The 15,252-nt window shown below is 55.8% G+C and carries 16 protein-coding genes; 8 read left to right on the top strand and 8 right to left on the bottom strand.

The annotated features are described in order from the left end of the window. Window positions 1-2: 2 nt before the first annotated feature. The 4 genes from AC4G46_RS05435 (at window position 3) to AC4G46_RS05450 (ending at window position 3,241) form a co-directional block, all read left to right on the top strand. Window positions 3-1,325 (top strand): amidohydrolase family protein, encoded by a 1,323-nt coding sequence (locus tag AC4G46_RS05435; RefSeq protein ID WP_491127024.1) that lies wholly within the window; start codon window positions 3-5, stop codon window positions 1,323-1,325. A 155-nt stretch (window positions 1,326-1,480) separates the two neighbouring features. Further along, a complete protein-coding gene (locus AC4G46_RS05440; RefSeq protein WP_491127025.1) occupies window positions 1,481-2,062 on the top strand; it encodes a GNAT family N-acetyltransferase in 582 nt (193 codons plus the stop codon). A 64-nt stretch (window positions 2,063-2,126) separates the two neighbouring features. Then, window positions 2,127-2,858 carry a ZIP family metal transporter gene (locus AC4G46_RS05445; RefSeq protein ID WP_491127026.1) on the top strand — a complete coding sequence of 244 codons (732 nt, stop codon included), beginning with the start codon at window positions 2,127-2,129 and terminating at the stop codon, window positions 2,856-2,858. Window positions 2,859-2,947: 89 nt separating this feature from the next. After that, window positions 2,948-3,241 carry a hypothetical protein gene (locus AC4G46_RS05450; protein ID WP_491127027.1) on the top strand — a complete coding sequence of 98 codons (294 nt, stop codon included), beginning with the start codon at window positions 2,948-2,950 and terminating at the stop codon, window positions 3,239-3,241. Between the two features lie 377 nt (window positions 3,242-3,618). On the opposite strand, the gene AC4G46_RS05455 is transcribed toward AC4G46_RS05450, so the two are convergent. From AC4G46_RS05455 to AC4G46_RS05470, 4 genes are all read right to left on the bottom strand, one after another. Continuing rightward, complete coding sequence (locus AC4G46_RS05455; protein WP_491127028.1) at window positions 3,619-4,527, bottom strand: aldo/keto reductase; 909 nt, start codon at window positions 4,525-4,527, stop codon at window positions 3,619-3,621. A 151-nt stretch (window positions 4,528-4,678) separates the two neighbouring features. Continuing rightward, window positions 4,679-5,668, bottom strand: coding sequence for an aldo/keto reductase (locus AC4G46_RS05460; RefSeq protein WP_491127029.1), 990 nt, complete (start codon window positions 5,666-5,668; stop codon window positions 4,679-4,681). Window positions 5,669-5,789: 121 nt separating this feature from the next. Further along, window positions 5,790-6,638 carry an AraC family transcriptional regulator gene (locus AC4G46_RS05465; RefSeq protein WP_491127030.1) on the bottom strand — a complete coding sequence of 283 codons (849 nt, stop codon included), beginning with the start codon at window positions 6,636-6,638 and terminating at the stop codon, window positions 5,790-5,792. Window positions 6,639-6,832: 194 nt separating this feature from the next. Next, a complete protein-coding gene (locus AC4G46_RS05470) occupies window positions 6,833-7,144 on the bottom strand; it encodes a (2Fe-2S) ferredoxin domain-containing protein (RefSeq protein WP_068720774.1) in 312 nt (103 codons plus the stop codon). 340 nt (window positions 7,145-7,484) lie between these two features. Between AC4G46_RS05470 and AC4G46_RS05475 the strand changes: the two genes are divergently transcribed. Then, window positions 7,485-8,675, top strand: a complete 1,191-nt coding sequence (locus AC4G46_RS05475) for a YsnF/AvaK domain-containing protein (RefSeq protein WP_491127031.1) — start codon at window positions 7,485-7,487, stop codon at window positions 8,673-8,675. Between the two features lie 147 nt (window positions 8,676-8,822). Here AC4G46_RS05475 and glpX read toward each other — a convergent pair whose 3' ends face one another. The 4 genes from glpX to AC4G46_RS05495 all read right to left on the bottom strand — a co-directional run bounded on the left by glpX (window position 8,823) and on the right by AC4G46_RS05495 (window position 12,492). Continuing rightward, the gene (glpX, locus tag AC4G46_RS05480) at window positions 8,823-9,818 is read right to left on the bottom strand and encodes a class II fructose-bisphosphatase (protein WP_491127032.1); all 996 of its coding nucleotides are present in this window, start codon (window positions 9,816-9,818) and stop codon (window positions 8,823-8,825) included. 71 nt (window positions 9,819-9,889) lie between these two features. After that, window positions 9,890-10,690, bottom strand: coding sequence for a pyruvate, water dikinase regulatory protein (locus AC4G46_RS05485; RefSeq protein ID WP_491127033.1), 801 nt, complete (start codon window positions 10,688-10,690; stop codon window positions 9,890-9,892). 18 nt (window positions 10,691-10,708) lie between these two features. Next, window positions 10,709-11,365 (bottom strand): helix-turn-helix transcriptional regulator, encoded by a 657-nt coding sequence (locus tag AC4G46_RS05490; protein WP_090720283.1) that lies wholly within the window; start codon window positions 11,363-11,365, stop codon window positions 10,709-10,711. A 176-nt stretch (window positions 11,366-11,541) separates the two neighbouring features. Further along, window positions 11,542-12,492, bottom strand: a complete 951-nt coding sequence (locus AC4G46_RS05495) for a DMT family transporter (protein ID WP_491127034.1) — start codon at window positions 12,490-12,492, stop codon at window positions 11,542-11,544. Between the two features lie 223 nt (window positions 12,493-12,715). On the opposite strand from AC4G46_RS05495, the gene AC4G46_RS05500 reads away from it, so the two are divergent. From AC4G46_RS05500 to AC4G46_RS05510, 3 genes are all read left to right on the top strand, one after another. Then, complete coding sequence (locus tag AC4G46_RS05500) at window positions 12,716-14,134, top strand: aminotransferase-like domain-containing protein (RefSeq protein WP_491127035.1); 1,419 nt, start codon at window positions 12,716-12,718, stop codon at window positions 14,132-14,134. 523 nt (window positions 14,135-14,657) lie between these two features. After that, a complete protein-coding gene (locus AC4G46_RS05505; protein ID WP_491127036.1) occupies window positions 14,658-14,783 on the top strand; it encodes a hypothetical protein in 126 nt (41 codons plus the stop codon). Window positions 14,784-14,810: 27 nt separating this feature from the next. After that, the gene (locus AC4G46_RS05510) at window positions 14,811-15,221 is read left to right on the top strand and encodes a hypothetical protein (protein ID WP_491127037.1); all 411 of its coding nucleotides are present in this window, start codon (window positions 14,811-14,813) and stop codon (window positions 15,219-15,221) included. Window positions 15,222-15,252 lie beyond the last annotated feature (31 nt).

Genomic DNA, 15,252 nt, shown 5'->3' on the forward strand with positions numbered 1-15,252 from the left:
GCTTGCGGACGTTATATTCGGCAGATGCGGTATACACGAAGAAGCAGTTCCGGCCAGACTTTGCTGTGCTGGTCGAGAATGGCCTGATAGCAGAGGTAGGCAGCCGGGAGGTGCTGCTGCAGCGGTATCCGGATATCCGGCACATCCGCTGGGATGGAAAAGCGATTGTTCCCGGCACAATCAACGCCCACAACCACTCTTTCCAGAGCCTGCTGCGCGGGATTGCCATCGATAAGCCGTTCCTGGAATGGCGGGATCAGGCGCTGTACCGTTATTCCCCGCTGCTGGACGAAGAGGCGGTCTATACCGGCGCCCTGCTGGCCTTCGGTGAAATGCTGCGTTATGGAGTAACCACAGTTTGTGATTTCTTCTATGTTCACGGCGGAGGTACAGCACATGATGAAGCGGTCATCCGGGCGGCCAATGATCTGGGTATCCGCCTGGTGTTCGCCCGGACGATGTATGATTGGGCCGGCGCTCCGGCGGCTTACCGCGAAACGGTTCCTGAAGCGGTTGAACGGACGAGGCGGCTGGCTGTAAAATACCAGGGCAATCCGCTGGTTACGGTTCATCCGGCTCCGCACAGCCCGCACGCGGCTTCCCCGGAGATGATCCGGGCCGGACACCGGCTGGCGCAGGAGCTGGATACGCCGTTTCACATCCATGTTGCCGAGGAGATGTTCGAGGTTGAGGAGATACTGCAGGCCTACGGGCTTCGCCCGGTGCATTACCTGGATTCGCTGGGGGTGCTGGATGAGAGAATAATCGCTGTTCATCTGGTCTGGCTGGAGGATTCTGAGATTGAGCTGATCGGCCGGAGAAAAGGAGCTTTAGCCTACTGCCCGTCCAGCAATATGTTTCTGGCGGACGGGGTGACCCGCATTCCCGACCTGCTGAGCGCCGGTGTCAAGGTGGCACTCGGCACTGACGGCGGATGCAGCAACAACCGGATCAGCGTGTTTGAGGAAATGCGCATGTGCTCGCTGCTGCAGAAGGTCAGCCGTCTGGACGGTACCTGCGTTAACGCCGGTCAGGTCTATGAGATGGGCACGTCACGCGCCGGTGAAATCCTGCGGCTGCCGGCCGGCACCCTGGAAGCCGGCCAGTATGCGGATTTTGTTGCCCTTGATGTTCATGACCTGTCACTTGCCCCGCGGCAGGAGCTGTTCGCCAACATGGTCTACGCCATGCAGCCGGGGGCTATTTCAACGGTTGTGGTAGGCGGCAGGGTTGTGGCAGGCGGCGGAAAGCTGCTGACTGTACCGGAAGCTGCTATAGGCAGACGGGTGGATGAGCTGTTCGGAAAATGGGGCAGCCGGGGATGAAATGGTTAATGAGCAGGTGCAGCGCCTGTCATTAACAGGGCTGCGCCTCTCCGGCGGAGCTGCCTCCCGGCCTGCCTTCCCGTTTCAAAAGTCCCGGTCTGCGGCTATAATCTAACTAGATCAGTTGTCCGCCCCGGGCGGAAGAAGGAGCTGCCATGTACATAAGATTACTAAATCCCGGCGATGCAGAACAATACCGCGGTCTGCGGCTGCAGGCGCTGCAGCTTCATCCGGAAGCCTTCCTCAGCACCTATGAAGCAGAGAAGGAAATGCCGCTGGAGGTTACAAGCGGCAGGCTGGAGCCTGCGGAAGACAAGTTCACCCTGGGCGGGTTCACCGAGCAGGGTGAACTGGCCGGCGTAGTTACTTTTATCCGGGAGAGCAGGGAGAAGCTGCGCCATAAAGGCAGTGTCTTTGCCATGTATGTGACTCCCGAGGCCCGCAAGCAGAAGCTGGGCCATTCCCTGATGAGTGAGCTCATCATGCGTGCAGGTCAAATGCCGGGGCTTGTAACGGTGAATCTGACCGTATTTTCGGACAACCAGCCGGCAAAGCGGCTGTATGCTGCACTCGGCTTCACATGCTACGGCACGGAGCGCAATGCGGTAAAGCTGGACGGGCGTTATCTGGACGAAGACCTGATGACACTGGGGCTGGGATCAGGCGATCAGGGGCAGGGCATGAGCATGGGCATGGGCATGAGCAGGATAGGCACCAAAATGCCGGACTGGTCATAATCTAAGCTGCCCGCCGCATAAATTGGGTCTATGAAACTCTGTCCTGACAAGAGGAGGAAATAACTTGGAGACTGCGCTGCTAGGCAGCTTTTTATCTGCAATGGCAACGGTGCTTGGTGCGGTACCCATTCTGTTTGTGCGGAGATTGTCCGAGCGCTGGAAGGATATACTGGTCGCTTTTACCGCGGGGATTATGGTATCTGCCTCGACCTTTGGCCTGATGCCGCAGGCGATTAAAGAATCGGGGATTACCGCCCTGACGCTCGGGCTGATCACCGGTGTGCTGCTGCTTGACCTTATCGAAAATAACATTCCGCATATCGATGTCGAGAACAAACCCGGCTTTGCCAACATGGATTCCAAGGCGCTGCTAGTAATGATCGCCCTCTTTATCCATAATATCCCTGAAGGTTTGAGTACAGGCTTCAGCTATGCCAGCGAGGAGGCCAGTCTCGGCCCCATGGTGGCGATCGCGATCGGGGCGCAGAACATGCCCGAAGGCCTGATTCTCGCTGTGTTCATGATGAACTCCAAGTCAACCCGCTGGAAGGCACTGGGATTCGCCACGCTGACCGGACTTATGGAAATGGTGTCGGCGGTTATCGGCTATTTCACAGCAAGCTCGCTGCAGCATGCGGTAGGCTACGGGCTGGCTTTTGCAGCAGGAGCGATGCTCTTCATCGTCTATAAGGAGCTGATTCCGGAGAGCCACGGGCACGGCTATGAGCGGCCATCGACCTATTCCTTTATTTTCGGGCTGCTGGCGATGGTGTATATTACGCAATTTTTCGGCTGACCGGGCAGAGCTGGCATCTGCATTTGCATCAGGCCGGCAGAGCCGATATACTGTACGCATTCGAAGGCTTAAGATAGGGAGTGGACAGGATGGACAGACTTGTACAGCAGGCTTCGTTATCTTTTGTTCTATTAATTCTTTCATATCTCAGTATGTATTACGCATTACCCAAACGCACCACTTTTGCGCGCTATAGTGTACTGGTGCTGCTGTTGGCGAGCGGTGCTCCGCTTGCAGTACTGCTGGTGCAGGAAAGCCTCCGGGAGGCTGCCGACGCGAATATCGGGCTGGGGATGGCTTTCTTGCTGACCTGGGCGATCACGGGACTGGTGTTTCTGGTGTCGCTGGTCTTCTGGATTCTCCGCTTGCGGAAAAAATCGTAGCAAGTGTTCAGAAACGTTACCGGATTAACCCGCTGCAGCTTAAAAAGAGGGCGCTATTCAGCCCGTAATGCCGTTTGGCCAACCTAACGGACCGTAGCGCCTTTATTTCCCGGTTTGATGGCGATTTTCATGCCAATGTCAGAACATAAGAGCGCTGGTGTCCGTTAGCTTGGAGCAAAGCCCGGGGGTTACCAGCAGGTGTATAGTGGAAAAGCACACAACAGGCTATCCGTTAGCTGCATCTCGCAGCAGGGATAGCCTGTTGTGCTGTACTGGCTGGCGACGGCATATTTGTTCACCGGGCCGGCTAATTATGCCGGCTTATTAAACTCGCCTGAGCCTGGCAGTAGACGGTAGAGAGGCTAGCCCGGCAAAGCCTAGCGGTGGGCCGCATAGACACCCGCTTTGCTGGCCTGGCGGACGGCGTCCGCTTCGGCGGCGGTGAGCGGCGCTGCTTCGGCCGCGGCAATGTTCAGCCGCAGCTGCTCAGGGCTGCTTGCACCCGGAATGACAGACGCTACCGACGGCTGTGACAGCGGGTAGTGCAGCGCGGTCTGCGTAAGGGTCCGGGAAGCCGGAGCCTGCTGCGTCAGTCTGTCCTGCAGCGAGGCCAGCTCCGGCACAGAATAATCCAGGTAGTCTTTCTCCAGCCTGGAGCGGCCGTTATCGGTCAGGATGCCGCGCGCCAGCGGGCCGCGGGCAATAAGGCTGATGCCATGCTGCTCAAGCAGCGGCAGAATCGACTCCTCCGGACGCCGGTCAAGAATGCTGTATTGGCTCATCACACTTACAATACCCGAGCGTTTCACATATTCGCGGACCACAGCGGGACGGATGGAGGAGATGCCGTAATAACGGATCAGCCCTTCCTGCTTCAGCTCTTCAAAGGCCTCAATCGTCTCGTCGATATTGTCCTCCATCGTTCCGCCATGGAGCTGATAGAGGTCAATGTAGTCGGTCTGCAGTCTGCGAAGGCTGTCATGCACCGCGGATTTGATATAGGCTTTGGACGCATCCCACGACCAGCCTTCCTGGCCGGGAATCCGCCGGTTGCCGACCTTAGTGGCCAGAACAACGTCACTGCGGCGGCCGCGTATGGCGTTGCCTACAATCTCCTCATTGCGGCCCGCATCATACAGATCAGCTGTATCAAGGAAGTTGATCCCCTTATCCAGCGCCTCGTGGATGATGGATACAGCCGGTGCCTCCTGGGTTCCCAGAGACATGCAGCCCAGCCCCATAGCGCTTACATATAAATCGGATTGCCCTAACCGGTTCTTGTTCATGATGCATCCCCTTCTGTGCGGTTTTGTGTCCATTATAGCATCACAGATGCAGAAAACGGCAAATGTCCCTGCCTGGCCTCCCGGCCGTTCAGGTTCATTTGCCGTCTTTATATGGATGTATCTGCAGTCATCCTTGCGGTTATCACCGCAATTATCCGCGCAGAATGGCTTCGATCTGCTCCAGCTCTTCCGTGCTGAGCTCGGGAGCGTTCAGGGATGCCACTGCGTCCTCAATCTGGCTCACTTTGCTTGCACCAATCAGCGCAGAGGTTACTTTACCGCCGCGCAGAACCCAGGAAAGGGCGAGCTGCGACATTTTTTGTCCGCGGGCTGCGGCAATGTCATTCAGCTTGCGTACCTTGCCGATCACCTCTTCGGTAAGCTCCTTTTCGGAGAGGAACACGCTTGGTCCGGCTGCGCGGGAATCCGCTGCAATTCCGTTCAGATAGCGGTCAGTCAGGATGCCTTTGTACAGCGGCGAGAAGGCGATGGTGCCGATGCCTTCTTCAGCGAGCACATCCTGCAGCTCATCCTCAATCCAGCGCGACATCATCGAGTAGTTCGGCTGGTGGATCAGGCAAGGTGTGCCCAGACGGCGGAGAATCTGCGCCGCTTCGCGGGCTTCCGCCGGCCGGTAGTTGGAAATACCGACATACAGTGCTTTACCCTGGCGGACGATGAGATCCAGCGCAGCCATGGTTTCCTCCAGCGGAGTATTCGGGTCCGGACGGTGATGGTAGAAAATATCGACATAATCCAGGCCCATCCGTTTCAGGCTCTGATCGAGGCTCGACACCAGATTCTTCTTGGAGCCCCATTCGCCGTATGGACCCGGCCACATATAGTAACCGGCTTTGGTGGAGATAATCAGCTCATCGCGGTAAGCGGCGAGATCCTGGCGGAGAATCCGGCCGAAGTTCTCTTCGGCGGAGCCTGGAGGCGGTCCATAGTTGTTGGCAAGGTCAAAATGGGTGATGCCTAAGTCAAAGGCCCGGCGAACCATAGCCCGTCCGTTTTCGAACAGGTCGTTGCCGCCGAAATTATGCCACAGGCCTAGCGAGATTGCCGGGAGCAGCAGGCCGCTGCGGCCGCTGCGGTTATATTTCATGTTGTCATAACGTTCAGGACTGGCGATATACATGTGAGATCCTCCTAATAGTTGTGATGGGTTATTCCTCATAACGGAAGCGTTTACGGCTTAACTGACACGTTCTATTGTAGCGGAACCACGGGACAAAAGCGTATGTCAGCATGGAAGATGTTTATAGCACAATGTCGTTATTCGCATGGCGGCTGCGGTAGTCCTTGGGGGAGCAGCCTTTGACCTTTTTGAACATCCGCGAAAATAGAAGCGGGTCCTGATAGCCGACCGATCGGGCGATTTCACCGACGGTGCAGCTGCTCTCGGCCAGCAGCTCGCAGGCTTTGGCAATGCGGAAATTCAGCAGATACTGCTGCGGCGGCAGGCCGACCGTCCGTTTGAACAGGGCCGACAAATATTTGCGGTCCAGCTTCAGGGAGGCCGACATCATCTCCACGGTGATATTTTCACAGTAGTGGGCATGCAGGAAATGAAGACATTCCTCGACATAGAAGCTTTTGGCACGCGGAAGCCGTACATTGTCCTTCGCCGCCGGGGCTGTACGCAGCAGCATCGTAAAGAATTCATACATGATTGCCTTAAGCGGCAGGTCGAGCCCCTCGGCCGTATCCGCTGCTGCAGTCAGCCGGTCGTAAAGGGCAGGCATCAGCTGCTGATCCATCGGAAACACGGGCAGCTCCGGCGACAGCGAAGTCCGGGACAACAGGGATTCAATCTCTTCTCCGGTAAAAGCAACCCATGAATAGGTCCACGGCTCCGTGCTGTCTGCTGCATAATAAGTCACGATATGGGGATAGGTCAAAAAAGCCTGCCCGGCCTGCAGCCTGTGCTCGGTTTCCCCGACGGCAACCCTGCCGGTGCCCGCATGAATAAAGTGGATTTTGTAAAGGTCACGCACGCCGGGACCGACGGTATGGCCGGGCGCACAATGCTCGAAGCCCCAGTAATGCAGATGCAGATCGGGGCTGCTGCGCAGCGGACGCTGCGGATTATATTTAAATATGGCCATCCTTCAGCCTCTTTTCCTGTGTAAAGTGGTCTTGGATATATGCGTGTACAGTCACCATTATACAATAGTTTTACAGCGGCGTAAGACAACGCAAAAAGTCCCGGCGCCTTTCCAGTGACGGAAGCGGAGCGGGGACTTGTTCCAAAAGATAAGATAGAACGGCTTGTTAGACGGGGAAGTCCGGCGTTATAACGTCAGGCTTCCATTTTCAGCATAACCAGCTCATCCACCGGCTCGCCGCCAACAAGATGCTCCTCCACAATGCGCGGAACGTCATCCGTTGTTACATTGTAATACCAGACGCCGTCGGGGTAGACGATGACAAAGGGACCGTTGCCGCACAGCCCGAGGCAGCTGGTTTTGTTGATTTTGACGGTTTTGTTGATGCCTTGCTCGACCAGCTGCTCCTTGAACGCCTGCATGACATCCTCGACCTCCTGATTGTTGCAATGCTCACTGCAGCAGAACAGCAGATGCTTCTTCAATACCTTTAAACGCATATTCATGGGTAGACCTCCTTGGTCATGTGAAAATGGCTGACCTATCTTACGAGGAGTATAGTCCCTTTTGCCGATGGTGTAATGGGGTTGAAGCGATTGTTCCAAAAGGCTTAACAAATGGGCTGATGCCGTAAATATTGTGTGATCTTTCCTGACTTTAACAAGGGAAATATGATGGAAATGTGTCAGAGGATAGGATTTCCAGTGCACATTCTGTTTCGAAAATATATTTGAGGAATCGTTCAAAATTGAAAAACTTTCAGTTTCGCCGATAAGGGAGTGGTTAATTAAGAAATGTGAAAGAGTGGCCAAGAAAATCAAAAAAAGCTATCAGGAGGGAATCGTTATGAATAAGAAAATTGTAGGTGTGTTCCATACCGAATATGAGGCTTCGCAGGCTATTGAAGAGCTGAAAAGCCACGGATTTCTGACAGAGGACATCTCCGTGATTGCCCGTAATAAACGAGATGTCGAAGCCATTAATGAAGAGACAGGCACCAAAGCCCCGGAAGGCATGGCCTCCGGTGCAGCAACCGGCGGATTGCTCGGCGGGGTGACAGGCCTCCTGGCAGGGATCGGCGCCTTGGCTATCCCGGGGATCGGACCGATTATTGCTGCCGGTCCAATTGCCGCAACACTGACAGGGGCAGCTATCGGAGCCGGTACCGGCGGGCTGGTAGGCGGCCTGATCGGCCTCGGCATTCCGGAGGATGAAGCGGAAAGCTATGAAAATTATGTAGACGAGGGACGGATTCTGGTCATGGTAGATGCGGATGATACACGTGTTAACGATGTGTACACTGTATTCCGTAACCATAATTCGGCCAATGCCGAAAGATATATGGAAGATAACAGCATGAACGGTTCGTATAGAGATGCGGCTGATCATTCAGTGTCAGATGTCGTGGATGCCGCCTTTAACGGCTCAGGTCTTGAAGGACGGACAGACACCGGGCTTGATACCATGAATTCCGCTCCGGTGCACGATCTGCCGGATAACCGGGCGCATGAGGATTTAAACCGGCCGGGAATGAAGGCTGATTTGTACTCCGGAACGCCTGACGGCATGGGCAAGGATGTAGACAGCAGAAGCTCGCGTGCTTATGAAGGAGGCGAGGATGACGAAGCCCGTAAGCTCCGCCTGCGTGAGGAACAGCTGGATGTGTCCAAAAACAGGGTGCAGGCCGGTGAGGTCAGCGTGCGCAAGGAAATCGTGGAGGAGCAGAAGACGATCAACGTCCCTGTATCCCATGAGGAAATTGTGATTGAGCGGCGCTCGGTCAACAATGACTCCAGCCAAACGCCAGTCGGAACCGATGAGACCATCCGTATCCCGGTCAGCGAAGAGCAGGTCGAGGTTCACAAGAACACGGTGGTCACCGGTGAGGTGGGCATTCACAAGCGTGAAGTTCAGGGCACTGAGCAGGTAAAAGATACCCTGAAACGCGAAGAGGCCCGTGTCGATAAGACGGGAGATGTGAAGGTGAATGCCAGCGATGAGCTGCTGAGAGACAGAGATCACAGCCGCACGCGTTAAGCGGCGGCCAGGCTGACAGTGTGTTATAACGAATAAAAGGGTTTGCCCGGGTCCTGCTGGACCCCGGGCAAACCCTTTTTGCTGCGGTACTATGCAGTCCGGTTGCCGCTGAAACTTGTGCGGCAGGTCCCGGAGCCCGGCGGCAGCTTACATAAAAGCAACGTTCTGGCGGTCTGAGACACCCTGCGGGATTTCCTTGCCGGGCAGAAAATGGATGCTGCGGATATAGCGGATAGTCCGGCTCTGCGCCCGCATGATAACCGAATGCGTCTCGGCGCGTTCCTTGCCGATGAAGCGGACACCATTCAGGAATTCGCCGGAGGTAACCCCGGTCGCAGCGAAGATGACATCGCCGGTGCCGACCATGTCCTCCATCGACAGCACGCGGGTCGGGTTATCCAGACCCATCATCAGGCAGCGCTGCAGCTCGAATGGCCCTTCCGGCAGAAGCCGGCCCTGCAGTTCGCCGCCGAGGCATTTCAGGGCAGCGGCGGCCAGTACGCCTTCCGGCGCACCGCCGGAGCCCATGTACAGATCGACATCGCTGTCCGGCAGCGCTGCCGCAATCGCTCCGGCCACATCACCGTGGCCGAGCAGCTTGATCCGCACACCCAGCTCACGCAGGGTGCTGATCAGCGACTCGTGGCGCTTGCGGTCGAGCACCATCACAGTCAGCTCGGACAACGCCTTGCCGGTAATCATGCTGGCTTTGCGCAGCGTAACCTCGGCGGAATCGTCGAGACTCAGCTTGCCGGCAAGCTCCGGACCGCAGGCCAGCTTCTCCATGTAGATGTCCGGCGCATGCAGCAGGCTGCCGCGGTCGGCAATTGCAATGACCGACTGGGCGTTATGCAGCCCGCAGGCAACGACCTCTGTACCTTCAAGCGGGTCAACGGCTACATCTACAGCAGGACCGTTCCTGGTGCCGACCCGTTCACCGATATAGAGCATCGGGGCCTCATCCATTTCGCCTTCGCCGATTACGACGGTTCCGTCAATGGAGACAGAATCAAACATGGAACGTATGGCCGTTGTGGCGGCATCATCCGCCGCATTCTTGTCGCCCCGGCCAATCCAGCGTGCTGAGGATAAAGCGCCCAGTTCTGTTACCCGTACAATCTCCAGTGCCAACTCACGTTCCATATGTTTTCCCTCCATTTTATAGGTTATCTATTTGTTTGTTGTGCAAAGCATCCGCGCGGCCGTTTATGCGTCTACAAGTGGCCCATAATGATGCCGGCGGTTTCCTCGATGGCCTTGTCGGTAATGTCGATTACCGGACAGCCCAGCTTCTTGAACAGCACTGCGGCGTATTCCATCTCTTCCTGGATCCGCTCAAGGCTGGCGTATTGCGAGCCGGCAGGCAAGCCCAGCATCTTCAGGCGTTCGGAACGGATCTTCAGCATATATTCCGGCTCCATTGTCAGGCCGATAATCCGGCTTGGCGGCAGGCTCAGCAGCTGCTGGGGAGGAGCAATCTCCGGTACAACCGGATAATTGACCACCTTCTTGCCGCGGTGGGCAAGGAAGATGCTGAGCGGTGTCTTCGAGGTCCGGGACATGCCCAGCAGCACGATATCGGCCTTCAGCATGGCGCCCAGGTCACGGCCGTCGTCGCAGGCAACGGTGAATTCAATGGCTTCGATCCGCCGGAAATAGTTCTCGTCCAGCTGATGCAGCAGTCCGGGACGGGCCTGCGGCGCATCATCGAAGGTGTCGATGAAGGCCTGCATCATCGGGCCCATAATATCGACAATCCGCAGATCCAGCCGGACCGCTTCCTCACGGATCATCTCCCGCAGCTCAGGCTGCACCAGGGTGTAGGCGACAAAACCCTGCAGCTGCGCCGTTTCCTCCATCAGCTTGCGCAATTCATCCTCGTGCCTTACATTGCCGTATCTCCTGATCGTGACACGCTGATTCTGGAACTGGTGGATAACGGCCTGCACTACTGCTTCTGCCGTATCGCCTATTGAATCTGAGCATATCGTGATGTAGTGCGAAGATTGCTCCATGCGTTTCTAATCCTCCCGTTATCCTTTGGCTTCGAGATCGAGGAGAAGCTTAACGATGGAAGTTTTGGTCAGCCGGCCCGTTACCTGAAGTCCCGGGACGGTATCTTCCGCGCCGCCGGGTACGACCACCGGCAAACTGTCTACCTCGTGAAAAATCATTTTATGTGCAGCATCCAGCACCGGCTCATCGGGCGATACCGTTACTACCTTAGGCATACGGGTCATAACCATGCTGACCGGCATGGATACCGCACCGGGATTGCCGAGCGTTACCTTCAGGAAATCCTTGCGCGAGGCCACTCCGGCCAGCCTGCCGTCCCCGTCGCAGATAATCAGGGTGCCTACATCCTGCAGGAACAGGGTGACAACGGCATCCTGGATCGTAGTTGTTTCACGGATGACCACCGGGATGCTCTGGATATCTTTGACCTTCGTTTCCCGCAGCAGATAGCCGCTGCCCAGATGCGCCACAGACCGCTGGCCGGGAAAATAGCCGACCTTAGGCTTGGCGTCAATGTACTCCAGCATGACCAGAATGGACAGGTCGTTGCGGATGGTCGGCCGGCTGAGGTTGAGGCTTTCGGCGATCTGGTCGCCGGAAATCGGTGCGCGTTTTTTTACAATTTCAATAATTTGCAGTTGACGGGATGTCAGTTCGATTGCAGGTCCCTCCATTTTCCGGATATTATCAGGTCTCTCCCATGGGAAAAGGAGTGCTGTCGCCAATTCCCCCTCTCATTCAGACGTCTTAATGGTAATAATACCCCTTAACTTGTTTATATAATACGCAATAATTATCATAAATGCAACATATAGTACGTCATAAATAAATTTAGTAATCACAAATTGCTTTATTTCTGTGCAGCAGCATCGAGTGGAGGGACGGGAAGGACAGCGGGCGCCGTTTTCTTTTTGAACAAAAGCTCCTTCAGAGCCCCCGCATTTACCAGTACGGTTCCGGCGATGATGGTGAACACGCCAAGCAGCGTAATCCAGGTCACGGCCTCATTGTAGAACAGATAACCCACACCAACGGCAATCGGCGGCGAGATGTACAGCCAGGTGGACGGGAAGACGGGATTTGTCTTGGCGACCAGCCAGTAGAACAGGGTATGTCCGACCATGGAGCCGATCACGGTCAGGTACAGCAGGGAGCCGGCGGTTTTGAGCGAGAGCAGGATTTCGGGATGCCATGGTTCGGCAGCAAGCGATAAAAGAAACAGCAGTACACCCCCGTACATCATCTGCGCCGCATTCAAGGCAACGGGCGAGACGCCGGAAAAGGCTGTGATCACTTTTTTGGAATATATCGCTCCGGCTGCATAGCAGCATTCCCCGATCAGCACAACGATACAGCCGGTGATCCATAGCGGGGACACGTCCACAACAAGGCTTGGCAGCACGAGCAGCAGAACGCCGGTGAAGCCGATGATACAGCCGTAAAGAGAGTAGGAGGGTGCTTTTTGGCGGAGAAAAGCGGTCTGCATCAGCAGGATCATCATCGGCCCGGTAGCCGACAGCACGGCGGCAAGTCCTGACGACACATATTGCTCGGCCCAGTACAGTGCGGAGAAGGTGCCAAAGGTCAGGGCGGCTCCGGTAATCAGCATTTCTTTGCGCAGAAGCAGGGAGAAGCTGGCTTTGCCTTTGATGACCATCCAGAGAAACAGGACAGCACCGGCGAGAAAGAACCGGATTCCTGCGGAGAAGAAGGGCGGGAGCCCGGCGTCCACTCCGATTTTAATAGCAAGAAAGGTAGTGCCGAAGATCAGACAGACGAGCGAATAAGCCAGCATAATCATGAAAAGTTCCCCTTTGTGAATGTAATATGGCAGTACGGTGAAGCATTTTGGTTAATCATAACGGGCCGGACACAGAACAGTTAATAAGTGACAGAACAGATTGCGGGCCGGATGCTGTACAATAGGGGGAAATAACAAGAGCTACGGGCTGCAGGCTGCGGCTGTAACGCTGTCTCTGCAGAAGATACGGGCTGCGGGAATTGCTGAGGGGAGTGCAAAAGCTATGAAACAACCGGCCAACATGGAGCAGAATCATCCGCTTTTCCGGCAGGTTTATGATTATATGGTGAACCGGATTATGCGGGAGGAATGGAGGGTGCATGACAAGCTGCCGTCGATCCGGATGCTGGCCGAGGAGCTGCAGGTGCACCGGCTGACTGTCTTTAAGGCGTACCGGGAGCTGGCCAGCAGCGGCAGGGTCTATGTAAAAGACAAATCCGGCTACTATGTTGCACCCGCCGGTATGCTGAGGGAAGAGCCGGCGGCAGAAGCTGCTGCAGGAGTACCGGCCTATTCGCTGACCAATCCGATGTCCGATATTCAGCGTATGCCGGTTCAATACCAGTTCTCGCAGGCGCTGATTGATCCGGGTCTGCTGCCGAACCTGTTTCTGTCCGATTATGTCAAAAAAGTGTTCGACCTCTACCCGAAGGTCATGGGCACATATTCCTCCGTCCAGGGCGATCCTGAGCTGCGCAGCGTGCTGAGCCGGCATTATCAGGAGCACTTCAAGCTGCAGCTGTCGCCTGCTGAGCTGCTGATTACCTCGGGGGCCCAGCAGGCGATCAATCTGATCGCGGGTCTGGTGCTCGGGCCGATGGATTATGTGCTGGTGGAGCGGCCGACTTACAGTGTGGCGCTTGATATTTTCCGCCGGGCAGGTGCACGGCTGCTGCCGGTTACGATCACGCCGGAGGGCTATGACCTGGAGGCGGTCGAGGAGCTGATGCGCACCTGCCGGCCGCGGATGTTCTATATCAACCCGACCCATCATAATCCGACCGGCTACACCGTGCCGGCGCGCCAGCGCAAGCTGCTGGTGGAGCTGGCCGAGCGGTACCGCTGCCTGCTGGTCGAGGATGACCCTTTCCGCGACATTTATTTCGGCGAGGCGCCTCCGGCGCCGTTCTTCGCCTACGATACGGAGGGCTGGGTCATCTATATCAGCAGCTTCAGCAAATATGTGGCGCCGGGGCTGCGGATCTGCGCGGTAGCCTGCCGCCATCCGTTCATGGAACGGCTGATTACGGCCAAGTCGATGGCCGACAACGGTTCGCCGCTGCTGAACCAGAAGATCTTTCTGCATTATTACACGTCGCCGCGCCTGCAGCAGCATCTGGGCAAGCTGCGGATTGCGCTGCAGGTACATAAAGAGATTATGGAGGAGGAGCTGGCCGGCAGCGGCTGGGAATGGACCGCGCCGGAGGGCGGGCTGAACCTGTGGATCAAGCTGCCGGAGTCCGTCTCCGCCGCCGCACTGTTTGAGCGCAGCATGGAGCAGTCCATCTCCTTCGTCCCGGGGGAGCTGTGCGACCCGCTCGGGGAGATGACCTCCTGGCTGCGGCTCAGCTACTCCTTCGCCAGCGAGAATGTGCTGCGCGAGGGGATGCGTAAGCTGATGCAGCTGGCGCGGGAGCTGTGAGGTGCGGTGGCGTTTGAGCGGGTGAGGTTCCGTTGAGGGGGGCGGACCGACTGAGCAGGGTGGGACCGACCGGACAGACTGGAGGATCGATTAGACAGACCGATAGACCAGAAAGGCTGACAGATCGGACAGACTGGACCGATACCGGGCAGACTGACAGATAGACCGAATGGATCGATAGACCGATAGACCCAAAGACTGACAGACCGGACAGACTGACAGACCGAGTGCCGGGCTGTGGGAGAAGTGAGGGACAGGGATGGTTCTGAGCCAGCCGGAAACGGGCTGCAGAGTGGAATCAAAGGGAAAAATCCCTTTGAATTGGCCTGGAGGCAGGCTGCAGAGTGGAATCAAAGGGAAAAATCCCTTTGAATTGGCTGAATGTGGGCTAAGAGGCGAAATCAAAGGCAAAAATGCCTTTGAATTGGCCTGGAGGCAGGCTGCAGAGTGGAATCAAAGGGAAAAATCCCTTTGAATTGGCCTGGAGGCAGGCTGTGGAGCAGAATCAAAGGGAAAAATCCCTTTGAATTGGCTGGAAGTGGGCTGCGGTGCGAAATCAAAGGCAAAAATGCCTTTGAATTGGCTGAATGTGGGCTATGAAGCGAAATCAAAGGCAAAAATGCCTTTGAATTGGCTGAATGTGGGCTAAGAGGCGAAATCAAAGGCAAAAATGCCTTTGAATTGGCTGAATGTGGGCTACGAGGCGAAATCAAAGGGAAAAATCCCTTTGAATTGGCTGGAAGTGGGCTGCGGTGCGAAATCAAAGGCAAAAATGCCTTTGAATTGGCTGAATGTGGGCTATGAGGCGAAATCAAAGGCAAAAATGCCTTTGAATTGGCTGGAAGTGAGCTGCGGTGCGAAATCAAAGGCAAAAATGCCTTTGAATTGGCTGGAAGTGGGCCGCGAGGCGAAATCAAAGGCAAAAATGCCTTTGAATTGGCTGGAAGTGGGCCGCGAGGCGAAATCAAAGGCAAAAATGCCTTTGAATTGGCTGAAAGTGGGCTGCGGTGCGAAATCAAAGGCAAAAATGCCTTTGATTTGGTTGGAAGGGCTTGTGGAGTGGAATGAGAGGCAAAGCTGCCTCTGAACGTCCAGAATCTAGCTGCTGATCTATACGA

It is taken from the genome of Paenibacillus sp. fava2 (assembly GCF_058313675.1).